Source organism: [Clostridium] aerotolerans DSM 5434, assembly GCF_000687555.1.
GTDB classification, from domain to species: Bacteria; Bacillota; Clostridia; order Lachnospirales; family Lachnospiraceae; genus Lacrimispora; species Lacrimispora aerotolerans.
The window spans coordinates 49861-73923 of sequence record NZ_JHWJ01000015.1 but is presented as its reverse complement, the minus strand read 5'-3'; the positions used below and the strand labels follow the sequence as shown (position 1 = coordinate 73923).

Sequence of the window (24063 nt, the reverse complement as noted above, 5' to 3'; positions counted from 1 at the left end):
CTCTATTTTGGCCGATGTTTCTTGATCGAAAGGAGAATCTTATGATTCAGGGTGTTTTTTACAATCCATTTACGATCAGACAGGCGACGGTATGTCCGCTGCCGGTACCAGGAACAGACAAACAGTTTCCCCTTTTGCAGCTGGATATTGACAGCTATATTGTAGGCGCTGAGATCCAGTCCGGAATCAATTTTAATTATGCAGAAGGTGTACATTGTATACAAATCGGTAAATACTGCGCTCTCGCAGAGAAAATTACATTTCTTATAAATTTAAACCATGATTATAAATCTGTATTTCAGGGAAGTCCCTCTCTTCTTCAGGAGGCAAGATCCAGCAGGCTGAAACGAAAGGGAAGTGTGCTCATTCAAAATGACGTCTGGGTGGGGCACGGTGCTACCATAATAAGCGGCATCACCATTCACAACGGTGCCATCATAGGTGCAGAAAGCGTGGTGACAAAGGATGTCCCGGCTTACGCCATTGTGGCAGGGAATCCGGCAAAGATCATTGGATACCGGTTTCCCGAAGAACAGAGAGAAGCTTTTAATGAGATCGGGTGGTGGAACTGGGATCAGGAAACCATCAAGTCCCGAAGAGAGGATTTCTTTCAGCCGGTGGAGACCTTTATAGAGAAATGGCAGCAGGAAGCTAAGGATTCCTGGAATCAGGTGGTCCCTGCGTTTGAAAAAGAGGATCGAAAGAATATACTTTTTATCATGGATAGTAAGGACCCCTTCCCTGTCTGGCAGAAGGTCATAAAGGAATTTCTTGCATTTCCTAAGACGCCCCACAGCTTAAGACTGATCCTTTATCTTCCCGCAGTGCCAGACGGCCAGGGAGACAAAGATGCACTCCTTGACGGGTTAAAGGATTATAACGGCTGGGAAGAGGACATCATGATAATAGATGGAGTTTTGGAAGGCGATGTAAGAGACCTGTTTACAAATGCAGATTATTTTATTACCACCAGACAGGAGAAGAATCTGCTATGGACAGAGTATGCAGATCATTATGGGGTAAAGCTCTTATACGGCACAGACATTCCGGTATTATCCTTATAAATAGTTACATACAGACAATGTAAGTCAGGAGAGAGAACATGAGCGATTTCAGAATAAAAACGTATGCAGTGGGACAGATCGGCACCAACTGCTATATCCTGTTCCTTGAATCACAAAAAGAAGCAGTCATTGTAGACCCTGGGGCACAGGGCGGTTATCTGGTTGAAAAATGCAAGGAGCTTGGAGTTACGCCGAAAGCGATTTTCTTAACTCACGGACATTTTGACCACATACTCGGGATCGATGAAGTAAAGCGCTGGTATCCGGATATTAAAATCTACGCCGGAGAGCATGAAAAGAACACGCTCATGGATCCGTCTGTTAATTTATCCGGCGGATTTGGCGGCAGCGGGTATACCGTTCTGGCTGATGTCTGGTTAAAGGACGGGGAACAGGTAACGGTTGCCGGAATTGACTTTAAAGTCATTCACACACCCGGCCATACCACAGGCTCTGTCTGCTTTCTGATTCCAGAGGAAGAGGTGCTTATAAGCGGAGACACCTTATTCCAGGAATCGTTAGGAAGAACAGACTTTCCAATGGGAAATCAGTCCCAAATTATTCATTCCATCAGAGAAAAGCTATTTGTGCTGCCTCAGAATACCCTTGTCTATCCCGGACATGGAGATATGACAACCATTGGCCATGAACTAGTTTATAATCCGGTGGCATTATACAGAGGATAGGAAAACACATGATAGGATTATTTTTAGATGACCAGTCCTTTGAACAGGATATCAGAGAGTTATTAATGGCCTTTTATCCAGGGGAAAGCTTTGCCCATGAGGAAACAGAGGGAGAAGATTACCGTCTCAAGGTGCAAAGCCAGACCCGGGAGGACAGCTTTTTTCTTACAATCAGGGATATGGAAGGCAATGAGGAAATTACGGACTCCGTAAACGTCCATTATCCCGACCGGTTCGAAACAAAGAACCGGATCAAGCGCATGCTTTATCAGATGGCAGGGAAACTGACGGGAATGGAGCTTCCCTGGGGTACCCTGACCGGAATCCGGCCTACAAAGATTGCCATGACAAAGCTTTTGGAAGGACATTCCAAAGAGGAAGTTAAGTCTCACATGAAAGAAACTTACCTTGCAAGTGATGCCAAGACCGATTTAAGCATTGAGATCGCAAGCCGGGAAATCAGCCTTCTTTCAGAGATTGACTATGAAAATGGCTACAGCCTTTATGTAGGAATCCCATTTTGCCCCACCACCTGCCTCTACTGTTCCTTTACGTCCTTCCCCATCGGACAATGGGAAAAACGTATGGAGCTGTACCTGGAGGCATTGTTTCGGGAGATGGACTATACTGCCGAAAAGATGAAGGGGAGAGTCCTTGATACCGTTTATATCGGCGGCGGCACTCCTACGTCTCTTTCCGCACAACACCTGGAAATACTGATTAAGAGGCTCTATGATACCTTTGATTTTAGTACGGTCAAGGAATTTACCGTGGAAGCAGGAAGGCCGGACAGCATTACAGAGGACAAGCTGAGAGTATTAAAAGCCCATGGAGTGACCCGCATTTCCATCAATCCACAGACCATGAAGCAGGAGACCCTTTCCATCATCGGAAGGCGGCATACCGTTGATATGGTAAAGGAACAGTTCCATCTGGCAAGAAGCCTTGGATTTGATAATATAAACATGGATTTAATCATCGGCCTGCCGGAAGAGGACATGGAAGATGTGAGAAATACCATGGAAGAAATAAAGGCTTTATCCCCTGACAGTATCACCGTTCATTCCCTGGCAATTAAGCGTGCGGCCCGCCTTAATATGTTTAAGGAAAAGTACGGCGATTATAAAATGGTGAACACCCAGGAGATGATTGACTTAACCGCAGAGTACGCCAGAATGATGGGACAGGAGCCGTATTACTTATACCGTCAGAAAAACATGGCAGGAAATTTTGAAAATGTAGGCTATTCTCAGCCAGGCAAGGCATGTATCTACAACATTCTCATTATGGAAGAAAAGCAGACCATAATCGCCCTTGGCGCAGGAACTACCACGAAGGTGGTATTCCCCAGTGAGAATCGACTGGAACGTGTGGAAAATGTCAAGGATGTGGAGCAGTACATCACAAGAATTGACGAAATGCTGGAAAGAAAAGAAAAAATGCTTGCAAAATTAGAAATGTAATTTAAAATAGAGGCAGGATTCATCAATTAAATTTAGAAAAACGGAGTGAATGAGATGGCATTGAAAAAGAAACCGGTTACCGGAATGAAGGATATTCTGCCCGCGGAAATGCAGGTGCGTGAATACGTAATGAACCAGATACGTGAAACTTACGGTGGCTTTGGCTTTCATTCCATTGAAACTCCCTGCGTGGAACACATTGAAAATCTGTCCAGCAAACAGGGCGGAGACAATGAAAAGCTGATCTTTAAGATTATGAAGCGGGGAGAAAAGTTAAATGTTGAGGAAGCCAAAGATGAAAATGATTTGACAGACAGCGGGCTTCGCTACGATTTAACGGTCCCCTTATCCAGATATTATTCCAACAATGCAGCGTCCCTTCCGGCTCCCTTTAAATCCCTTCAGATGGGAAGTGTCTGGAGAGCGGACCGCCCTCAAAAAGGACGTTTCAGACAGTTCGTTCAGTGCGATATCGACATCCTGGGAGATGCCAGCAGACTGGCGGAAATCGATCTGATTCTGGCTACTACGACCCTTCTTGGCAAGATTGGTTTTAAAGGATATACGGTAAGAATCAATGACCGTAACATCTTAAAGGGAATGGCAGCATTTTGCGGATTTCCGGAAGAGTCCTATGACCAGGTATTTATTATTCTGGATAAGATGGACAAGATCGGCATGGATGGTGTAGAGAGAGAGCTTAAGGAAGCTGGCTACGAAGAAGAAAAGGTCAAGAAATATTTATCCCTGTTTGAGTCTGTGACCAGAGATGCATCTGGAGTCAGAAGCCTTGGGGAAACCTTAAAGGGTGCCATGGACCCGGAGCAGGCGGAAAATCTGGCGGCTATCATTGACAGTGTGACTGGAATTTCCACTTGCCAGTTCTCCATTCAGTTTGACCCCACCTTAGTACGAGGCATGTCTTACTATACCGGAACCATTTTTGAGATTCAGGTAGATGGCTTCCCAGGCTCAGTAGGCGGCGGCGGACGCTATGATAAGATGATCGGTAAATTTACAGGAATGGATACTCCGGCATGCGGTTTTTCCATAGGCTTTGAGCGCATCATCACCATCCTAATGGATGAAGGCTTTACCGTACCCGGCAGTCAGGAAAAGATAGCATTTCTTCTTGAAAAAGGCGTAAGCGATGAAGTGACCAATCAGGCCATGAAGGAAGCCATGGAAGAGCGGGCTAAGGGAGTGACCGTACTGGTTTCCCAGATGAATAAAAATAAAAAATTCCAGAAGGATAGCCTATTAAAAGAAGGCTATACCCAGTTTAAAGAATTTTATAAAGAAAGTTTGAAATAAGGATAAGCAGGAGGAAAATATGGCAGAGTCAATGCTGGGATTAAAAAGATCCCATAGGTGTACAGAGGTTACCACAGCTGATGCAGGCAAAGAAGTGACTGTTATGGGCTGGGTTCAGAAAAGCAGAAACAAAGGAGGAATTATCTTTGTTGATTTAAGAGATCGTTCCGGAATTCTGCAGATCATTTTTGAAGAAAGCGAATGCGGAGCAGAAAGCTTTGCAAAAGCAGAACGGTTAAGAAGCGAATTTGTAGTTGCAGTTACCGGAGTGGTAGAGAGCCGGGCAGGCGGTGTCAATGAAAACCTGGCTACCGGAGCCATTGAAGTGCGCGCAAAGAGCTTAAGAATCCTCTCTGAATCCGAGACTCCGCCATTTCCTATTGAAGAGAACAGCAAGACCAAGGAAGAACTGAGATTAAAATATCGTTACCTGGATTTAAGAAGACCGGATCTTCAGAAAAATATTAAGGTAAGAAGCCAGGTGGCTACTCTCACAAGAGCATTTCTTGCAGAAGAAGGATTTTTAGAGATTGAAACTCCTACCATGATTAAGAGTACTCCAGAAGGCGCCAGAGATTACCTGGTACCAAGCCGCGTTCACCCAGGCTCCTTTTATGCACTTCCCCAGTCTCCCCAGCTTTATAAGCAGCTTTTGATGTGCTCTGGCTATGACCGTTACTTCCAGCTTGCCAGATGCTACCGGGATGAAGACTTAAGAGCGGACAGACAGCCGGAATTTACCCAGATCGATATGGAGCTGTCCTTTGTTGACGTTGACGATGTATTAAATGTCAATGAAAGACTGTTAAAGAAATTATTTAAGGAAATCTGCAACTATGACCTTTCCCTTCCAATCACAAGACTGACCTGGAGAGAGGCCATGGACCGCTTTGGTTCCGATAAACCGGATATGCGTTTTGGCATGGAGCTTACCAATGTTTCTGATGTGGTAAAGGATACAGAATTTGTTGTATTTAAGGGTGCTTTAGAGCAGGGCGGATCTGTTCGTGGTATCAATGCAGAAGGCCAGGGAGCTATGCCGCGTAAGAAGATTGATGCCCTGGTGGAGTATGCCAAAGGCTTTGGTGCCAAGGGACTTGCTTACCTCGCTATTGGCGAAGATGGAACTTATAAATGTTCCTTTGCAAAGTTCATGACAGAGGAAGAGCTAAAGACTCTGGCAGCAGCCATGGGCGGAAAGCCAGGAGATTTACTCCTGTTTGCAGCAGACAGAGATAAAGTAGTATTCGATGTATTAGGAAATTTAAGACTTGAGCTTGCAAGACAGCTTGAGCTTTTGAAAAAAGATGATTTCAAGTTCTTATGGGTAACTGAATTCCCGCTTTTAGAGTACTCTGAGGAGCAGGGCCGTTTTACCGCTATGCATCATCCATTTACTATGCCTATGGATGAGGACTGGGCAATGATCGACACCGACCCTGGTGCAGTACGTGCCAAAGCATATGATATCGTTCTTAACGGAACGGAGCTTGGCGGCGGTTCTGTCCGTATCCATCAGGCAGACATTCAGTCCAAAATGCTTGAAGTTCTTGGCTTCACCAAAGAGCAGGCTCAGGAGCAGTTCGGATTCCTCCTGGATGCATTTAAATTCGGTGTTCCACCTCACGCAGGACTTGCCTATGGACTTGACCGTGTTGTCATGCTGATGGTAGGAGCGGACAGCATTCGCGATGTAATGGCATTCCCGAAAGTTAAGGATGCTTCCTGTCTCATGTCAGAAGCTCCGGCTCCGGTTGATCCAAAGCAGCTGGAAGAGCTTCGAATTGGAATTAGTAAAGAAAATGAATAAATAAAAAATGAGGAGCGTTTCTGTAATAGAAACGTTCCTTTTTTGTGGAGATAATCTGAAAAATCGCTTGTATATTGGTTAAATTCGATAAAAGGTTATTTTAACAGAATATATACCGATAAAAATAATGTAGAGACTTATTAATAAAACAAAGGGGGAAGTGTCAAATGAATGTATCAATATCTTCCGTGCAATTTTCCAAGTGGATGAACAGTCTGCCGGCTGCGAAGAACCAAGCAGGAAAATTTACACAAGATGTACTAAAAGCAGGTAATACAATTGGACAGAATGAGAAAAAGGAAGACGTTCCTGCCAATAATAAAATGATACTGTATTCCGGTAAGGTGGCAGATGGAGACTTGAAATACAACGATGAATCCATTCTTAATATGGAAATCGTTCCATCATCCAAACGGGAGTATACAAAGGAAGATGCAATAAAATATCAATACCTGCAACAATTTAGTTTTAACTTAAACGATGTATTAGCAGGTAAAGTAGATAATATCACATTGCCTGATTTAAATAAGCCAGTTCCTCAGGAATTTATTGATGAACTAAGCAGAAATGGAGTTACCAAAAACTCCTATGACAGCGGAAGAATAGGTTTCTATCTTTCTGGTCTTGATGAAACTAATTCCTCTTTTACTCATAGTCTGGAATATCTGGCCTCTGGCTATGCAGTTGGAAAACAGCATATTGAGGATCATTATTCTGGAGAAGAAAAAGCGCAGCTCTTAAAGGATCTGGAAACCCAGTACAATTCTGGAGCGGAAATCATTGCTAAGAATGCATCAAAAGAAATCGGAGAGTTTTTTGAAGAAGGGGGAACCGAGGGAGAGGCTAAGAAGGTTTATGACAGCGTGATGAAAGCGTATCAGGATTCGGTAAAGCAATACTCCGATTTTATTAAGGATAATCAGGATTATGCAAAGCTGAGTCAGGAAGACCAGTGGCTGAAAGCAGATGATTCCTATATGGCAGGTCAATTAAGAAAGGCTGCAGAAACCAATGCTTCAAACACGAAAGAAGTCAGTGAAGCAAAATATTATTCTGTTGACGAACTTGATAAGGCAAAAAGTATGATAAACGAGATCAAATCCTATGATAGTAACAGCTATGGAGAACGATCCATAAACAGTAACTCCAGTGAAGAGGAAATTGGTTTTAAGCTTGCAGAACTGAGTCTAAAAGGTGAACTGTTTAATCGGTTCAGCGGCGTATCCGATGGAATAAAAAGAGCAATGACAAAATCCATAGAAAAATTCACCAATACTCTGGCAGACAGGCTGAATGAAGAACTGAAAAAGACCAGAGAAAAAGTAGCAGAACCAGGTAAAGCTGCCGATCTGGTGTCAAAGAATATTTTTACCGTGTACAATCGGATTATGGATCTATATAAAAATACCAACGATGTGGCAAAAGCATTAAAAGAAGGAGCAGAGCTTGCGAAAGCTCAGCACTTAACAAATTCCGGAGATCCTCAGTATTCTAATTTATGGCGTTATGGTAACGATGGCTCAAAATATTGGAATAACTTTTTTGAAAACACGATGAAATATAAGAGCACCAAATTTGTTATCATGCCAAATGAGAATGGATATATAGATAAGGAATCTGGGATAGACACCCTTACAAGAAACTGGAATAAGTTTGCAGAAAGCTGGACGGATGACAGCAGCGTAAAGCTAAACGAAGGTACTTTTCTTGCTTATGGCTGATAGATTATAAGGAATCCCCTTTCTTTCTAAAAAAAGTTTGAAATTAACCATAATTTTTGAAAAAATAATATTTTGTTTTTACAAATGTCTGCTATAATAAAGAAAATTGCATTTTTCAAAAGGAGGATTCAAGCAATGAAAGGAAGTATGAAAAGAAGGTTTCTGTCACTGTGGATAGCTCTTTTAATGGTACTCTCTCTTACTACGGGCATATCCATCCCCTCATTTGCCGCGGACAAGGATATTGTGGTCCTATACACCAACGATGTCCATTGCGGAGTCGATGACAACATTGGATATGCAGGACTTGCTCTCTATAAAAAAGAGATGCTGGCCCAGACTCCTTATGTTGCCCTGGTAGACGGTGGAGATGCCATTCAGGGTGCCCCCATTGGAACACTTTCTGATGGGGGATATTTAATCGACATTATGAATAAAGTCGGTTATGATTTCGCGGTTCCAGGCAACCATGAATTTGATTATGGAATGCCCCGTTTTCTGGAGCTGGCAGGAAAGTTAAACTGCGGCTATTACTCCAGCAATTTTATGGATCTTCGGACAGGCTCTGCTGTATTTGCCCCTTATAAGATGTTTACCTATGGAAATACCAAGGTTGCATTCGTAGGAGCTACCACACCAGAAAGCTTTACAAAGTCAACTCCAACCTATTTTCAGGATGGAAACGGAACCTACATCTATGGATTCTGTGAAGATGAAAGCGGTCAAAAGCTGTATACCCAGATTCAGGCTTCTGTAGACCAGGCAAAAGCAGAAGGCGCTGAGATCGTTGTTTTAGTCGGCCATCTTGGGGAGAACGGAACCACAGACCAGTGGACCTCTGACAATGTGATTAAAAATACGGCAGGAATTGATGCTGTCATCGACGGCCATTCTCATGAAGTATACAATAAATACGTTAAGAACAAAGATGGTAAGGACGTGCTTCTTACCCAGACCGGAACAAAGCTTAAAAATATCGGTAAGCTTACCATTAAAACAGATGGAACCATGACAAGTGAGATGGTCTCCAAGGTACCAGAAGGAGTTGTTACAAGTACCTATACTGTGAAAAAGGGAGATTCCTTAAGCCGAATTGCGAAAAAGGAATTAGGCTCCTATGACCGTTACCAGGAAATATATAATTCCAACCGAAACGTATTAAAGGACCCCAACGTATTAGCAGTCGGTTCTCAGCTTGTAATTCCAGCAAAGAGTGCGGTTACTGCCGACGGAAAAGCCATTGATTATGATACAGACCGTTACATAAAAGCAATCCAGTCCCAGTATAACGAAACTCTAAAGACAGTAATCGGGCGAACGGACACAGAACTTACCATTAATGATCCGGCTACCGGAAACCGGGCAGTCAGAAGCGGAGAAACAAATCTTGGTGATCTTTGCGCAGATGCTTACCGCGTTGTGCTTGGAGCTGAGATCGGTCTTTCAAACGGCGGCGGAGTCAGAGCCAGCATAAAGCCAGGAAATATTACATATAACGATACCCTTACCGTATTCCCCTTTGGAAATATGGGCTGTGTCGCAGAAGTAAAGGGGCAGCAGATCAAGGATGCACTTGAAATGGCTTCCAAGAATTACCCCAAGGAAAGCGGCGGCTTCCTTCAGGTTTCCGGCCTTACCTACACCATCAATTCTCAGACTCCTTCCAGTGTCCAGGTAGATGAGAAAGGGAATTTCCTTAAGGTAAATGGAGCTTACCGGGTTTCTGATATTATGGTGGGAGGTACCCCTCTTGACGTAAATAAGACCTACACTGTTGCTTCTCATAATTACATGCTGAAATCAGGCGGCGATGGAATGACCATGTTTAAAGGAAGCAAAATAATCCGTGATGAAGTGATCACCGATGTTGATCTTTTGTCCTCCTATATCCGCAATCAGTTAGGCGGAAATGTAGGCAGCGATTATGCGAATCCAGCAGGTCAGGGCAGAATCACCACAAAGTAAATGTATATAGACAGCCTGTTCCGGTTTGACCGGGACAGGCTTTTTGCTTGTTTCTTCCCTCCGGAAATGGTACACTGAGAGGAGAATTAATATATGGTTAGGAGATAATTGTTATGCTGTTAAAACACCCGAAGTCCCGATTTGAGGAAATATACCAGGTTTATGAAGAGGCTTTTCCAGCCATTGAGCGTCGCACCAGAGAGGGGCAGGAAAAAGTCTTCGATCATCCTCTTTACCGTGTCCGCGTTGTGGAAGAAGAGGGAAAGGTTTTTGCCTTTTTAGGATACTGGGAGCTTTCTGACTGTATTTTCTTAGAGCATCTTGCTACCTTAAAGCAGTCCAGAGGCAATGGCTATGGAAGACTCCTTGTGGAGGAGGTTTTAAAAGAGGCTGAAAAACCAGTATTTCTTGAGATAGAGCCGGTGACAGAAGCTGACCCAATGACTGGCCGAAGAGCTGGTTTTTATGAAAGACTAGGGTTTCACTTAAATCCATTTTTCTATGAGCAGATGCCCTTAAAGCCAGAAGACAACCCCCTTAGACTCATGATCATGAGCTACAGGGCTCCTATGACAGAAGAGGAATTTCTGCCCTATAAAAAGGAAATCTATGAAATAGTCTACGGAGTAAAAGCAACGGATTAACCCAATCGGTTCACGGAACAAGTCCTATCTGCATATACTTAATTTAGCAAATAAAATGGGGGCAGGAATCCGGTTATCTGGAGGGAATAAGGTACGTATAATGAATTATAAGTATGGATCCCCAAAAGGAGTTGGTCAAAGTGAATCGATATAAGGTATGTGTATACGCAATCAGTAAGAATGAAGAAGAGTTTGTAGACCGGTGGATGGACGCGGTATCAGAAGCAGATGAAGTGATTGTAACTGATACCGGTTCCACAGATAAAACCGTGGAAAAGCTTCGGCAGCGCGGAGCCATTGTTTATGAGGAAACCATTTCTCCCTGGCGCTTTGATACCGCCAGAAATGTGGCCATGAATCATATTCCAGAGGATGCAGACATCTGCGTTTCCAATGATCTTGATGAAGTATTTGAACCAGGGTGGAGAGAGAAGCTGGAGGCTCAGTGGAAACCGGGACAGACCAGAGCACGTTATTTATTTTCCTTCAGCTGCAATCCTGACGGAAGTCCAAAGAAACAGTTTCCCATGGAAAAAATTCACGGAAGAAACAATTATAAATGGATTCATCCCGTACATGAAATTCTGGAATACAGCGGGGAAACACCGGAAGTATCTGGCTGGATCAGCGGTATGGTGCTGAACCATTTTCCGGATGAATCAAAACCAAGAAGCCAGTATCTTCCCCTCCTGGAATTATCTGTGGAGGAAAATCCCTTAGATGACAGAGCCACGTTCTGGCTGGGCAGAGAGTATGTATTTCATGGTCAATATGAGAAAGCAATCAGTACTTTAAAACGCCACCTTTCCCTTCCTACTGCGAGATGGCTGGAGGAGAGAAGTGCTTCCATGCGTTTTATTGCTCACAGCTTTGGAGAGCTTGGCAATAAAAGAGAAGCAAGATCCTGGCTTTTTAAAGCGCTTGCAGAGGATCCTGATGTAAGAGAACCTTATCTGGCCCTTGCAAAAGCCGGATATTTGGAAGGTGACTGGCCCCTTTGCTATGCCATGGCAGAAAAAGGTCTCACAATCACAGAGAGCACGGGAAGCTATCTGGTAGATCCGGTGAGCTGGGGATATGCGTTTTATGATTATTGCGCCATCAGCGGATATCGTATGGGCATGTACGAAAAGGCAAGGGAACATGCAAAGAAAGCGCTTTCCATGGACCCTGACAATACAAGGCTTAAGAGCAATCTTGCCTTAATCGAAGACCGGTGCAAGAAAGAGACCAGTGAGGAGGTATCCTCATGAGCGGATTAAAGATATGTGTCTATGCGATCTGTAAGAATGAAGTTTCTTTTGTGGATCAATGGATGGATTCCATGAACGAGGCTGACCTCATTGTTGTGACGGATACAGGTTCCGATGACGGTACCGTAGAAAAGCTTCGGGAAAGAGGGGCTGTGGTTTACGTGGACATCGTAAAGCCATGGAGATTTGATGTTGCCAGAAACATTTCTCTGGAACACGTTCCGGAAGATGTGGACGTTTGTGTCTGTACGGATTTAGATGAGCTTTTTGAACCCGGCTGGAGAAAAAAACTGGAGGAGGCATGGTTAAATCACAAGCCATTGCACCAGGGAGAGATTTCAAAGACCGGCCGTTATCTTTATAACTGGAGCTTAAAGGCCGACGGAACTCCGGATATTCAGTTCTACTATTTTAAAGTGCATGAGCGTAAGAACTTCCGCTGGAAATGTCCTATCCATGAATTCGTTCAGTATGTGGGAACACAGCCTTTGGAAACCGTATATATCGATGGTATGGTACTCAACCATCACCCCGATCCTACGAAATCCAGAGGGTCTTATCTGCCTCTTTTAGAGCTTGCTGTGGATGAAACGCCAGAGGATGAGCGGATGCGTTATTATCTTGGCAGGGAGTATATGTATAAAAGCCAGTGGCAGAAATCCATTGATACCTTAAATCAATACCTGAATCTTCCGTCCGCTAACTGGCCGGATGAACGATGCGCAGCCATGCGCTGGATTGCAAGATCCTATTACCGGCTTGGAAAGACGAAGGAAGCATACAGCTGGTATTTCCGCGCCATAGCAGAGGTACCCACCATGAGGGATCCTTATGTGGAATTTGCAAGAATGTGCTACGAGCTAAAAGACTGGACCATGAGCTACTATTTGGCAAAAGAAGCATTAAAGATAACAGAAAAATCCAGAACGTTTGTAAATATGGGCTATTCCTGGGATTACACCCCTGATGATCTTTGCTCCATAGCTGCATACCGTATGGGAATGCTTGATGAGTCCGAAGAGCATGCGAAAAGAGCATTAGAGCATGCCCCGGAAGATGCTCGATTAAAGAATAATCTGCAAATGGTAATCGCATCAAAAAAAGGTTAACTCTTTCTTAAAAATGTGCCTTGCACCCAACAAGCCTTGGGTCAGGGCACATTTTTTGTTTTAGTGCTATTTATTGTAAGATTAGAAACCAGATTCCTTAGATTCAAAATCGTGTGGATTATTGATGGTTATAAAATAGTAATAAACTAAACTTTTCACAGTTTTTTAGTATCTGCTCTATATTTGTCTGAATTGTATATTGTAAAGTCTTTTGTGTAAGAAAACAGCTTATATTGACGGTGACACATGAGTTATGACACAAGTATAAATGTATAATTCTTATAAAAAGATAAAATGAGACATAAAAGTAAAAAGTTATACATTATTATACCAAACTCGCGTTGCACTTGTCAGATAATGGATGTATCATAATGAATATTATTAAGTCTATGCAATCATGGAGGAATACATAATGGAAAAGCAAAAGAAGAAACGATTGCAGGTCAGGGGAAAACTGATTTTATTTGTCAGTGCCATGTTGTTTACTACAATTTTTGTATTAACAGTAATCTCCTACATCAGCTTGGACCGTGCATATCAAAACTGGATTAAGTCCAGTTATGAAAGCTATGATCAGAATATTAAGACGGCAGTTGAAAATCTTGTCAGTGTATTGGATGACAACTATAAGCGCTATGAAAGCGGTGAGCTTACGGAGCAGCAGGCAAAAAAGAATGCAGAAAGCATCGTCCGTAATGCCAGATACGACGGAGGCAGCGGTTATTTCTGGGCAGATACGTCGAACGGTCTTTGCGCCGTGCACATGAATCCGGAATATGAAGGAAAAGAACGGTTCAATGAGACGGATAAAGCAGGCAATTATTACATCAGAAGCTTTATTGAGAATGGCGCAAAATCAGGAGGCGGATTTACGGATTTTTATTTCACAAAGCCTGGTCAGGATGGAGTATATGCAAAGAGAGCCTATACACTTAAATTCGCGCCTTATGACTGGAATATCAGCACCGGAAATTACATTGACGACATCAATGACGCGGTGGCTGCGCACCAGAAAGAGAAGCTGATGGAAATTGCGTTTCTTCTTTTGGTATCGTTAGGAATTTGTGCAGCAGGCCTTTTCATTCTCACTGGCCGTCTAAGTAAGATTACCGCACCCCTAACCCCTGTTGCAGATCGTCTTAAGCTATTGGCAGAGGGAGATGTTCATACACCCCCTGTAACAATCAGCGAGACAAAGGATGAGCTGGAGGTTCTCTCTAGGGCAACGGATGAGCTGATAGGACAAATGGCAGAGGTAGTTGCAGATATTACCAATCACATGGAGCATATGTCACGAGGGGATATGACCCTTCCTGTGGAAAAAAGATATGCAGGAGATTTTGCACCGATCCATAATTCACTGACTCTTATTTACCAGCAGCTAAACCGGACGCTGAAAATCATACGTCAGTCAGCCGATCAGGTAAATGCAGGCTCTACCCAGGTGGCAGATGCCGCTCAGGCTCTGGCCGCCGGTGCCACAGAGCAGGCCGGAACCATAGAAGAGCTTTCCTCATCTATAACAGTCGTTTCCTCTCAGGTAGAGCAGAATACCTCTCATATAGAAGAAGCTGTTGATTATGTGGAGCAGACCGTATATCGTGTGGAAGAAAGCAATGATAAGATGAAGCAGATGCTAAATGCCATGGATGAAATCAAAACCACCTCAGATGAAATAGGAAAGATCACGAAGGACATCGATGGAATCGCTTCCCAGACAAACCTCCTGGCTTTAAATGCTGCGGTGGAGGCTGCCCGGGCTGGCGAAGCCGGAAAAGGATTTGCTGTGGTAGCCGATGAGGTAAGAAGTCTTGCGGCAAAGGCAGCCGAGGCAGCAAAACGCACCGCACATCTTGTTGAGAATGCGACCCGTGCCGTAGAAGACGGACTTACTACAGCAAAAGAAAATGCAGAGCTTCTCTCCGATGCAACCAATCAGGCCAAGCACGTCAAAGAGCTTATGGAGACGGTAGAGCAGGCTTCCAGGGAGCAATCGGTGGCTATGGAGCAGGTCACCTCTTCAATCAATCAGATATCCGCTGTGGTGCAAAGCAATGCCGCTACGGCAGAGCAAAGCTCCGCTTCCAGTGAAGAGCTGTCGGCTCAGGCAAATTTGCTGCGTGACGAAGTGGCAAAATTTCACGTTCTTTAAATAAGTGAATGATTTTACTTCCTGAAAAACGGGATTTGTTGTTGGTTTTTCACAATAAATCTAAGAACCTGTTGAATTAAAAACCTGCTTGTGATACCATGAGAGTGGTCAGTTATTTCAAAATACAACAAGGAGGGTTTTAATAAATGGATATCCGTTATTCAGCTAATCAAAGAGATTTTAAACGATATACAACAGAAGAAACAAGAAATGAATTTTTAATTGAAAATTTATACGTTGCCAATGAAGTGGTAGCTGTATATTCCCATGTAGATCGTATGGTTACATTAGGTTGTATGCCTACAACAGAATCTGTTTCTATTGACAAAGGTATTGATATTTGGAAAAATTTTGGTACAAGCTATTTTCTTGAGAGACGCGAGATCGGTATTTTTAATATCGGTGGAGCAGGAACCATTGTTGCAGATGGGGAAGAGTTCAAGATGAATTACAAAGACTGCTTATACATTACAAAAGGAACAAAGGAAGTTACCTTCTCCAGTGCAGATGCAGCAAACCCTGCCAAGTTCTATATGGTAAGTGCACCAGCTCATAAGGCATGCAAAACAACGTTTATTCCTATTGAAAAGGCAGCGAAAAAGCCTCTTGGAGCAATGGAGACCGCAAACAAGCGTGTCATCAACCAGTTTATTCATCCAGACGTATTGGAAACCTGTCAGCTTTCCATGGGAATGACTGTATTAGATGCAGGAAGCGTATGGAACACCATGCCATCCCATACTCATGAGAGACGTATGGAAATCTATATGTACTTCGAGATTCCGGAGAACAATGTAGTATTCCACATGATGGGAGAAGGCAATGAAACAAGACATATCGTAATGCAGAATGAGCAGGCAGTGATCAGCCCATCCTGGAGCATCCATTCCGGAGCAGGTACCAGCAATTACACCTTCATCTGGGCAATGGGTGGAGAGAATCAGGCATTCGACGATATGGATACCATTCCAACCACTGAATTAAGATAATATTTATATATAGAAGCAGATGCACTTTTGGTGTGTCTGCTTTTTTATTGTATTGCAGTCTTTTATAAACCACCTGCTATGCAGGTGCGTCCACAGCTGCTTTAGCTTCAAGTAAAAAACCTCCAGTGATATAATAGTGTTGGTTCGCAGCCACACAAGCACATCTGAGGAGGTTATCCAAATGGATATAAGTAGTTTATCACATTCAAAATGGAATTGTAAGTATCATATAGTTTTTGCACCAAAATATCGCAGAAAGGTAGCGTACGGAGAATTAAAGCAGGATATAGCAAATGTGCTAAGTATGTTATGCAAACGAAAAGGTGTGGAAATAGTAGAGGCAGAAATATGTCCAGATCATGTTCATATGTTAGTGAGAATACCACCAAATATCAGCGTATCAAGTTTTATGGGATATTTAAAAGGTAAGAGTACGCTAATGATATTTGAGAGACATGCGAATTTAAAATACAAATATGGAAACAGACATTTTTGGTGTCGTGGATATTATGTAGATACAGTGGGAAAGAATGCAAAGAAGATACAAGAATATATACAAAATCAATTAAAGGAAGATTTAGAATATGATCAAATGACGTTAAAAGAATACATAGACCCGTTCACGGGTGAGCCGGTAAAGCAAAGCAAATAAAATGAGCCCTGTTGGGCTCAGCAGATAAATGTTTGTGCGGCTGTGGATTTTTTTCGAAGAGCCTTTAGGCTCCAACGTCGGTAATAACCCCTTATAGGGGTAGAGCAAACCACCCGTTCAACGGGTGGTTATGATTTTACTTACCAGGAAAAGGAATATGACCCTTTGATTGGGGGAATTATTCAATGAACAGTCATTTCTCGCCTATTCGTGTGAAATCTCTGTGAAAATGTAGAAATTCCCCTTTTCATTTGTTACAATATGGTCAGAAATAAAGGAAAAGAAAAAGGATCTGATTTCAGGAGGTTGCGATGGAACAGCTAAAAATATTAGTGGTTGATGATGAATCCAGAATGAGAAAGCTGGTAAAAGATTTTTTGAGTGTGAAGGGATTTACCGTAGTTGAGGCTGCCAATGGAGAGGAGGCTGTGGACGTATTCTTTGAACAGAAAGATATTGTACTCATTATCCTTGATGTTATGATGCCTAAAATGGACGGCTGGGAAACCCTTAAGACCATCCGCAAATATTCTCAGGTCCCTATCATCATGCTGACGGCAAGAGGGGAAGAAAGAGATGAGCTTCAGGGCTTTGACCTCGGTGTGGATGAATATATCTCAAAGCCTTTCAGCCCTAAGATTTTAGTTGCAAGAGTAGAGGCCATCTTAAGAAGAAGCAATGCAGTACCAGCCGACGAGGTAGAGATCGGAGGAATCTGTATTGATAAGGCGGCCCATCAGGTCACCATTGATGGAACCAACATTGAATTAAGCTTTAAGGAATTTGAACTGTTGGCCTATTTCCTTGAAAACCAGGGAATCGCCCTGTCCAGGGAAAAGATATTAAATAATGTATGGAATTACGATTATTTTGGAGATGCCAGAACTATAGATACCCATGTAAAGAAGCTTCGAAGCAAGATGGGGGAAAAAGGAGATTACATCAAGACCATATGGGGAATGGGATATAAATTTGAGGTGAGTCAATGAAACATTCCATAAAAGCACGATACGCCATTATTTTTGTAGGACTGATGGCGTTTGTGCTTATTTCGACCTGGTGCGTCAATAGCTGGTTTTTAGAAACCTTCTACACCATAGATAAAGTGCACATTCTGGAACGCGCCTATAATGAGATTGACCAAGTGGTGGCAGAAGCCAATGAAAGTGGAAAAGGAATCATTGGGTATTATAAGGATACCTATGATAAGGACTTTAAAAATGAAGGCCCTGTCCAAAAGATGTTTCGCATCATGGGAGAGAAATATAACCTTGCCATGGTCTTAATCGACAGCTCCACAGATGAAGCTCTTATGTCAACCAGCGGAGACCGACAGTTTTTAACCAATCGTGTGGAGGATTATATCTTTGGAAAAGATATGCCGCACACGAATATAATGAAGAAGTACGACAATTACGTGATTCAAAAGACCTATGATACCAGGTCGGATTCTTATTATCTGGAAAGCTGGGGATATTTCTCCGATAACAGGACCATTTTCCTCATATCCATACCCCTGGCCAGTATCCGGGAAAGTGTATCCTTATCCAATCGGTTCCTTGCTTATGTAGGAGGTGTCGCGCTTTTGGTCGGAAGCATTATTACCTATTTAACCACCAAAAGAGTCACTTCCCCCATACTTGCATTGTCTAACCTGTCGGAAAAGATGTCTGGCCTGGATTTTGATGCTAAGTATACAGGAAAAGAAGAGGATGAAATCGGCATATTAGGAAACAGTATGAACAAGCTTTCTGACCGGTTAAAGGATACCATAGGAGAGCTGCGGGCTGCCAATGAGGAGCTTCAAAAGGATATTGAAGAAAAAGTAAAAATCGACGACATGCGTAAAGATTTTATCGCGAATGTATCCCATGAATTAAAAACTCCCATTGCCTTAATTCAGGGATATGCCGAGGGGCTCAACGAGGGAATGGCAGATGATCCTGAAAGCAGGGAATACTACTGTGAAGTAATTATAGATGAAGCCAATAAGATGAATAAGATGGTCCGTCAGCTATTAAATCTTACTGCTATTGAATTTGGAAACGATGCTCTGCAGCTGGAGCGGTTTGATATAACGGAGCTCATTCGTGGAGTGATAAATTCAGCTGGAATCCTGATTCAGCATAACAATGCAACCGTAACGCTTGAGGACTGCGGGCCCATTTACGTCTGTGCCGATGAATTTAAAATAGAAGAAGTCATTACCAATTATCTGAATAACGCCTTAAACCATCTGGGGGGAGATAGAAATATTATCATTACCGCAGAAGAAAAAGGAACCGAAGCGCTTGTAACGGTGTTTAATACCGGTCAGAACATTCCGGAAGAAGACATACCTAAGCTTTGGACTAAATTCTTTAAGGTTGATAAGGCCCACACAAGGGAATATGGTGGGAGCGGCATCGGACTTTCTATTGTTAAGGCGATTATGGATTCTCATAAGAAATCCTGCGGGGTGCGCAATGTCTTAGGTGGTGTTGAATTTTGGTTTACCCTGGATTGCTATAAAGAATCGTAATTTCATACCAGCCTGTTATCAGAAGCTTATTAAGTCCGATATATAATAAGAAGCAAAAGATAATAAGGATTGCAGTTTCGACTGCATGAAAGGAGAACGAATATGGACGTCGCTGCATTTAGCATGGATATGAGCATGGCAAAGGTTCAGCAGGAGGCAGGTCTCTCTATAACGAAAAAGGCCATGAATCAACAAGAACAGCAGGCAGCCGGACTTCTCGATATGATAAGCCGCGCAGCTCCTGGCCAGATACCTTCTAGTGGTGTTGGACAGATCGTAGATACAAGAGCATAATGAAAAGACTCCCTGTTAAGGCAGAAGATATATTTCGGCCCTGACAGGGAGTTTTGTTTATTTTGGCTTTGTTGCAAGGACCAGATACCGATTTAGGTGTTCTGATCTGCCTGGATTTAATACCGCAGGCAGAATTGCCTCAAAGATACCATTGGCATTAGGCCTCAATCCCTGTCCGCTTAAAATAGATACGACTTCGTTTAAAGGAATGAGCGTGATTGAGTGCTTTCCATTTAACAGTCTCTCTTCCTCCAGCTCTCTTTTTAAGCCAAGAGAATAAGGGTTGGTTAAATAAAAGGATATCACTCCTCCAGGCTTCAAGCGAGATGCGCATTTCTTTAACAGTTCAGAGTAATCAGGGTAAAGAGATATCTCCTTTCCAATGGAGATATACTGAAAGCTTCCGTCCGGGAGAGCCCGGTGCATATCATACATAGATTCTGCAATGGAGACAGTCCCCTTTAAAGGCTTTAAGTCATCAGCTAGATTGGAATCACCAATGGCAAAGGAAAAGGTAACCTTTTTTCCCAAACGCCTTAATCCTGTCATAAGCTGTATCACATCAGCTCCAAAGCCGGGGTCGATCCCAAGAATCGGGGTATCCTCTGGAAGATCAGGAAAGGTGGTTTCTAAATGAGTCAAAAGGTAAGGATCATAGCAGAAGTTATGGCCCCATGGGTCAACACCGTGTTTCTGAATAAACAGACTTCTTCCATTTTGCAGCGTCCGGTACTTTAGCTGGTCTTCCTTTCCTGAAACACTGCCAAAGTGGTAACACCAGGTATCCTTGCACAGTATTTGCTTGTAACCAGCTCTCCGGGCCCGAAGGCTGAAATCATCATCCCAAAATTCCATGGTATAATAAAACCGGTCTGCAAACCCAATGGTATTTACTTTATCAATATCATAAAGGGCAATTACAGGCATTAGCCGGCATTTCTCTTCCCATAAGTAGGGACATTTGACGTTGTGGGACTTCGCTTTTTCTTCCGCATTCTCCGGTGTAAAATCATCCACCATGCCCTGTCGGTTACTGGTATTAGGCGTACTGGGAGCTACAGATATGATATCCGGATCAGATTGAATGCAGGTCAGCAGATTATCCAGCCAGTTGCTTGTTAATATGGTATCGTTATTAATAAAGGCAGCATATTTTCCTTCACAAACCCGGTACATTAGGGAAAAGATCATGGCTTTTACATTTCGTTTTAAGGTCAGTACCTTTCGAATGCCCAATTCCTTGAAATATTCTTCCGTTTCGTCCGTAGAACCATCATTCAGAAGAATCAGTTCGCAGGAGTGTCTGGTCAGGTTTGTATTTCGAAAAAGGCTTTCCAGACACTTTTTTGTATACTCTACCTTATTATAAACAGGAATGAAAATGGAGACCAGATAATCCTTTCCCCTGTCCTCATAGGTATTCCGGTGATTTGGTATAAATTCATGTTCATAATAATGGCTCATTTTTTCTTTATCAGGATAAATCAGCAGCCAGAAATAGGTATCCTCCTTCCATTCCTTAAGAAATGGGATCAATTGAAATTCTGCCAGATCCTCCGCTTTCTTTCGTTGGTCCGTCTCTATATATTCCGTTAATTTGTCAATGGTCCACTTGGTATTTTCATACATGGCTAGGTAGGAGACTGGAATTTCCAGTATTTTCGGATCGTGGCAGATGAATTCTAGTCGGGACAGACCAATGGAGAGGATTCTTATATGACTCATGCTATAAGTAAGCTCTTGATTTCTTATGGCAGCTGGCAGCTGGCTGGCAATGGAAATAAGAAACTCCTGAAGTCGGACCGCTTCTTCATACTGCTTTTCAGAAGTGTCTTCCTGAATGGCATCTGCAGTTAAATTTTCTATACTCATTATAACTTCCTCTTTCATTCTAAAATTTGCTTTCAGATTTCATAATTTTGTTTATCGTTCTATTATATGAAGACAAATCTCATTTCTTGAATCCAGCTTTTCATGTAAATATTTATCTTTTGCTCTTTATAATTTATGATTTTACATGGCCTGACAGCTGCATTTTCATGCTTTTATCCTTTATTCCTGGATAGCGGGTATTAAGATACTGATAAAATGACAAAAATCGACTAAAATCGCTTATTATTTTGACTTAGGTTTCGATATAAATATAGAAAAGTTAATAATTAATAGAAATATAACCAAAAAGTGAAACCAAAACTTATGGGAGGTATCAAAATATATGCCTTTGATACCATATATTATCTTGGTAACGTAACGTAAATGTTCCTATTAAAAGAATATGTAAAATTTATTGCGGATTCTTTGGATTCTCTTTTAGTAGTATTGGGTTTGAGGAATTTGCTGAATTTCATAAAAGAAACTATGTATCTAGGTCACAATGTGTGGGGTAAGGAAAGCGCAGCAAGAAGGGTTGTGCTGGAGGCGGCTTTTAAAGTAAGGGGGGAGAGGCTTGTACAGAATATTAGCAATTGATGACACTTCTTTTTTTCTTAGGGTATTAGAAGACATGCTCTCAGAATATTATGAGGTGTTTACTACTGTTTCCGGAGAAATTGCATTCCGGTATATGGAACAGATAAGTCCGGACCTGATTCTTTTGGATCTGGCAATGCCTAAGATTGATGGCTGGCAGATTATGAAACAACTAAAAACCAGACCGGACTGTTCTGACATACCAGTTATTTTCATAACGTCGCAAACGGATAAGGCCATTGAAGCGGAATGCCTAAAGATGGGAGCCTACGATTTCATCTCGAAGCCAGTGGTAAAGGAAGTCCTTTTATGCAGAGTCAGGCGGGCTCTGGAAACAAAAGATTCTAACAGACAGCTTAAGAGAAAGCTGGAGCAAAAGACAAAAGAGCTGGAAACCATTTCTCTGGCCTCTGTTAATGCAATAGCAGCTTTAATAGACGCCAGAGACAACTACACAAAAGGACACTCAGAGCGAGTGGCCAGATATTCTGTCTTAATAGGGGAGAATATGAATTGGTGTAATGAAGAAATCAGGCGTTTATATGAGATTGCCCTTCTTCATGATGTGGGAAAAGTAGGAGTACCGGACGAGATACTTCTTAAAACCACGGAGCTTACAGCGGAAGAAAAGGAGATCATGAAAACCCATACAGTCATTGGGGGAGATATTCTAAAAGACATTTCCACCGTCAGAGACTTGGAGCTGGGAGCAAGGTATCATCACGAACGGTTTGACGGGAAAGGATATCCGGAAGGACTGATGGGGGCTCAAATCCCTTTACTTGCAAGAATCATCTGCGTAGCTGATTCCTTTGATGCCATGAGCAGCAACCGATGCTACCGCCCAAAGCTTGACCCGGAGGTAATAAAAAAGGAGCTGCTTAGAGGAAGCGGAAAGCAGTTCGACCCGGAGGTAGTATGGGCATTTTTGAAAACCTGGGAGGACCTGCCTGTAATGGGAGAAAAAAAGCAACGGAGGGTCTGATGGCATTCCTGGTAAACTCATTATACAAAATGCCGGATAGTGAGTAATATTATAACCAGTATTTGGATATTGGCTTAATAGAACTTTCTTGACAATATATGTAATAAAATGTAAAATAAAGTAAGTTTTGAATTACAAAAAAAATATAATTTTGGAAGAGCTTGTCGAAATTTTAACTACATTTAGAAGTTTACAGCCCTAAAAAGTTTTAGGAGCATTTTCTGGAAGAAGTGAAAGTGAGGAACAATCCGATGAATTTAATATTTGGAAACAATATTTCCATGGCGGAGAAGACTCTGGATTATCTGTGGTCAAAGCAGAAGGTTACCCTTAACAACATAGCCAATGGAGATACTCCGGGATACAAAGCCCAGTATGTAACGTTTGAAGATGAATTCCGCAAACGTTTGATGACAGGAAAGAAGGGTACATCTCAGGACATAGGCAATATCATTGGAAGTTCCAGACATTTCATTAGAAATACGGATAATGAATCAGCAAGAATGGATGGAAATAATGTGAATATGGACGTGGAGAATGTGGAATTAGCAAGAACAACGTTGCAGTACCAATATGAACTTAATGCTTTAAACAGCGAGATAAGCAGACTACGTACGATAATTAAAGGTTAAAACAGGAGGTACATAATATGGAACAGATGTTCATAACACCCATCATTCCCTTGGATTCCATAGGAAATATTGGAAGTGACAAGAAGGTAACATCCGGAAATGCAGGAAGTACTGTATTTCAGGATGTTTTTAGAGAGGCCATTCAGAATGTAAAACAGACGGACAAGGATTTGACCACCCAGGAATATTTACTGTCCACAGGTCAGATCGATGACGCTCATACCGTTCCGGCAGCAGCAGCAAAAGCCCAGTTATCAGTAGAACTTTTAACAGCACTTCGTAATAAGGCACTGGAATCTTATAACGAAATGATGAGAATTAGTATTTAAGATGGATAACG

At 42.4% G+C, this 24063-nt stretch carries 20 protein-coding genes; 19 read left to right on the top strand and 1 reads right to left on the bottom strand.

What is annotated here, in order from left to right:
• Nucleotides 1–41 precede the first annotated feature (41 nt).
• The 16 genes from T546_RS24760 to T546_RS0118080 all read left to right on the top strand — a co-directional run bounded on the left by T546_RS24760 (nt 42) and on the right by T546_RS0118080 (nt 19637).
• Nucleotides 42–1064 (top strand): CatB-related O-acetyltransferase, encoded by a 1023-nt coding sequence (locus T546_RS24760; protein ID WP_051629956.1) that lies wholly within the window; start codon nt 42–44, stop codon nt 1062–1064.
• 38 nt (nt 1065–1102) lie between these two features.
• Nucleotides 1103–1750: an MBL fold metallo-hydrolase gene (locus tag T546_RS0118150; protein ID WP_026892844.1), complete on the top strand. Its 648-nt coding sequence runs from the start codon at nt 1103–1105 to the stop codon at nt 1748–1750.
• Nucleotides 1751–1758: 8 nt separating this feature from the next.
• Nucleotides 1759–3213 (top strand): coproporphyrinogen dehydrogenase HemZ, encoded by a 1455-nt coding sequence (hemZ, locus tag T546_RS0118145; RefSeq protein WP_026892843.1) that lies wholly within the window; start codon nt 1759–1761, stop codon nt 3211–3213.
• Nucleotides 3214–3267: 54 nt separating this feature from the next.
• Nucleotides 3268–4527 carry a histidine--tRNA ligase gene (hisS, locus tag T546_RS0118140; protein ID WP_026892842.1) on the top strand — a complete coding sequence of 420 codons (1260 nt, stop codon included), beginning with the start codon at nt 3268–3270 and terminating at the stop codon, nt 4525–4527.
• 19 nt (nt 4528–4546) lie between these two features.
• The gene (aspS, locus tag T546_RS0118135) at nt 4547–6337 is read left to right on the top strand and encodes an aspartate--tRNA ligase (protein WP_026892841.1); all 1791 of its coding nucleotides are present in this window, start codon (nt 4547–4549) and stop codon (nt 6335–6337) included.
• Between the two features lie 167 nt (nt 6338–6504).
• The gene (locus tag T546_RS0118130) at nt 6505–8058 is read left to right on the top strand and encodes a hypothetical protein (protein WP_026892840.1); all 1554 of its coding nucleotides are present in this window, start codon (nt 6505–6507) and stop codon (nt 8056–8058) included.
• Nucleotides 8059–8193: 135 nt separating this feature from the next.
• Nucleotides 8194–10023, top strand: a complete 1830-nt coding sequence (locus T546_RS0118125; protein WP_026892839.1) for a bifunctional metallophosphatase/5'-nucleotidase — start codon at nt 8194–8196, stop codon at nt 10021–10023.
• Nucleotides 10024–10136: 113 nt separating this feature from the next.
• Nucleotides 10137–10667, top strand: coding sequence for a GNAT family N-acetyltransferase (locus T546_RS0118120; protein WP_026892838.1), 531 nt, complete (start codon nt 10137–10139; stop codon nt 10665–10667).
• Between the two features lie 140 nt (nt 10668–10807).
• Complete coding sequence (locus T546_RS0118115) at nt 10808–11920, top strand: tetratricopeptide repeat-containing glycosyltransferase (protein WP_026892837.1); 1113 nt, start codon at nt 10808–10810, stop codon at nt 11918–11920.
• Nucleotides 11917–13029 (top strand): tetratricopeptide repeat-containing glycosyltransferase, encoded by a 1113-nt coding sequence (locus T546_RS0118110; RefSeq protein WP_026892836.1) that lies wholly within the window; start codon nt 11917–11919, stop codon nt 13027–13029. Before T546_RS0118115 ends, T546_RS0118110 begins: the two co-directional genes overlap by 4 nt.
• Nucleotides 13030–13441: 412 nt before the next feature.
• Complete coding sequence (locus T546_RS23965; protein ID WP_051629954.1) at nt 13442–15181, top strand: methyl-accepting chemotaxis protein; 1740 nt, start codon at nt 13442–13444, stop codon at nt 15179–15181.
• A 146-nt stretch (nt 15182–15327) separates the two neighbouring features.
• Nucleotides 15328–16170: a 5-dehydro-4-deoxy-D-glucuronate isomerase gene (gene kduI, locus T546_RS0118100; RefSeq protein WP_026892835.1), complete on the top strand. Its 843-nt coding sequence runs from the start codon at nt 15328–15330 to the stop codon at nt 16168–16170.
• A gap of 181 nt (nt 16171–16351) precedes the next feature.
• Complete coding sequence (gene tnpA / locus T546_RS0118095) at nt 16352–16822, top strand: IS200/IS605 family transposase (protein ID WP_026892834.1); 471 nt, start codon at nt 16352–16354, stop codon at nt 16820–16822.
• A gap of 311 nt (nt 16823–17133) precedes the next feature.
• Nucleotides 17134–17811 carry a response regulator transcription factor gene (locus T546_RS0118090; protein ID WP_026892833.1) on the top strand — a complete coding sequence of 226 codons (678 nt, stop codon included), beginning with the start codon at nt 17134–17136 and terminating at the stop codon, nt 17809–17811.
• A complete protein-coding gene (locus T546_RS0118085) occupies nt 17808–19343 on the top strand; it encodes a sensor histidine kinase (RefSeq protein WP_026892832.1) in 1536 nt (511 codons plus the stop codon). The genes T546_RS0118090 and T546_RS0118085 overlap by 4 nt, the downstream gene beginning before the upstream one ends.
• A 102-nt stretch (nt 19344–19445) precedes the next feature.
• Complete coding sequence (locus tag T546_RS0118080) at nt 19446–19637, top strand: YjfB family protein (protein WP_026892831.1); 192 nt, start codon at nt 19446–19448, stop codon at nt 19635–19637.
• 57 nt (nt 19638–19694) lie between these two features.
• Here the strand turns inward: T546_RS0118080 and T546_RS0118075 are convergent, their stop codons facing one another.
• Nucleotides 19695–21509, bottom strand: a complete 1815-nt coding sequence (locus T546_RS0118075; RefSeq protein ID WP_026892830.1) for a glycosyltransferase family 2 protein — start codon at nt 21507–21509, stop codon at nt 19695–19697.
• A gap of 574 nt (nt 21510–22083) precedes the next feature.
• Between T546_RS0118075 and T546_RS23960 the strand changes: the two genes are divergently transcribed.
• The 3 genes from T546_RS23960 to T546_RS0118055 all read left to right on the top strand — a co-directional run bounded on the left by T546_RS23960 (nt 22084) and on the right by T546_RS0118055 (nt 24052).
• Nucleotides 22084–23091, top strand: a complete 1008-nt coding sequence (locus T546_RS23960) for an HD-GYP domain-containing protein (protein ID WP_051629952.1) — start codon at nt 22084–22086, stop codon at nt 23089–23091.
• Between the two features lie 251 nt (nt 23092–23342).
• On the top strand, nt 23343–23723 hold the full coding sequence (flgB, locus tag T546_RS0118060; protein ID WP_034599859.1) for a flagellar basal body rod protein FlgB: 381 nt from the start codon (nt 23343–23345) through the stop codon (nt 23721–23723).
• 17 nt (nt 23724–23740) lie between these two features.
• Complete coding sequence (locus tag T546_RS0118055) at nt 23741–24052, top strand: flagellar hook-basal body complex protein FliE (protein ID WP_026892827.1); 312 nt, start codon at nt 23741–23743, stop codon at nt 24050–24052.
• Nucleotides 24053–24063: the final 11 nt, after the last annotated feature.

Bases quoted from the DNA above. Each gene is read 5' to 3' on its own strand.
- T546_RS23965 (WP_051629954.1), top strand. From the start codon at position 13,442: ATGGAAAAGCAAAAGAAGAAACGATTGCAGGTCAGGGGAAAACTGATT.
- T546_RS0118080 (WP_026892831.1), top strand. From the start codon at position 19,446: ATGGACGTCGCTGCATTTAGCATGGATATGAGCATGGCAAAGGTTCAG.
- kduI (WP_026892835.1), top strand. From the start codon at position 15,328: ATGGATATCCGTTATTCAGCTAATCAAAGAGATTTTAAACGATATACA.
- T546_RS0118125 (WP_026892839.1), top strand. From the start codon at position 8,194: ATGAAAGGAAGTATGAAAAGAAGGTTTCTGTCACTGTGGATAGCTCTT.
- T546_RS0118130 (WP_026892840.1), top strand. From the start codon at position 6,505: ATGAATGTATCAATATCTTCCGTGCAATTTTCCAAGTGGATGAACAGT.
- T546_RS24760 (WP_051629956.1), top strand. From the start codon at position 42: ATGATTCAGGGTGTTTTTTACAATCCATTTACGATCAGACAGGCGACG.
- hemZ (WP_026892843.1), top strand. From the start codon at position 1,759: ATGATAGGATTATTTTTAGATGACCAGTCCTTTGAACAGGATATCAGA.
- aspS (WP_026892841.1), top strand. From the start codon at position 4,547: ATGGCAGAGTCAATGCTGGGATTAAAAAGATCCCATAGGTGTACAGAG.
- T546_RS0118110 (WP_026892836.1), top strand. From the start codon at position 11,917: ATGAGCGGATTAAAGATATGTGTCTATGCGATCTGTAAGAATGAAGTT.
- T546_RS0118055 (WP_026892827.1), top strand. From the start codon at position 23,741: ATGGAACAGATGTTCATAACACCCATCATTCCCTTGGATTCCATAGGA.
- tnpA (WP_026892834.1), top strand. From the start codon at position 16,352: ATGGATATAAGTAGTTTATCACATTCAAAATGGAATTGTAAGTATCAT.
- T546_RS0118150 (WP_026892844.1), top strand. From the start codon at position 1,103: ATGAGCGATTTCAGAATAAAAACGTATGCAGTGGGACAGATCGGCACC.
- T546_RS0118075 (WP_026892830.1), bottom strand. From the start codon at position 21,509: ATGAGTATAGAAAATTTAACTGCAGATGCCATTCAGGAAGACACTTCT.
- flgB (WP_034599859.1), top strand. From the start codon at position 23,343: ATGAATTTAATATTTGGAAACAATATTTCCATGGCGGAGAAGACTCTG.
- T546_RS0118085 (WP_026892832.1), top strand. From the start codon at position 17,808: ATGAAACATTCCATAAAAGCACGATACGCCATTATTTTTGTAGGACTG.
- T546_RS0118090 (WP_026892833.1), top strand. From the start codon at position 17,134: ATGGAACAGCTAAAAATATTAGTGGTTGATGATGAATCCAGAATGAGA.
- hisS (WP_026892842.1), top strand. From the start codon at position 3,268: ATGGCATTGAAAAAGAAACCGGTTACCGGAATGAAGGATATTCTGCCC.
- T546_RS0118120 (WP_026892838.1), top strand. From the start codon at position 10,137: ATGCTGTTAAAACACCCGAAGTCCCGATTTGAGGAAATATACCAGGTT.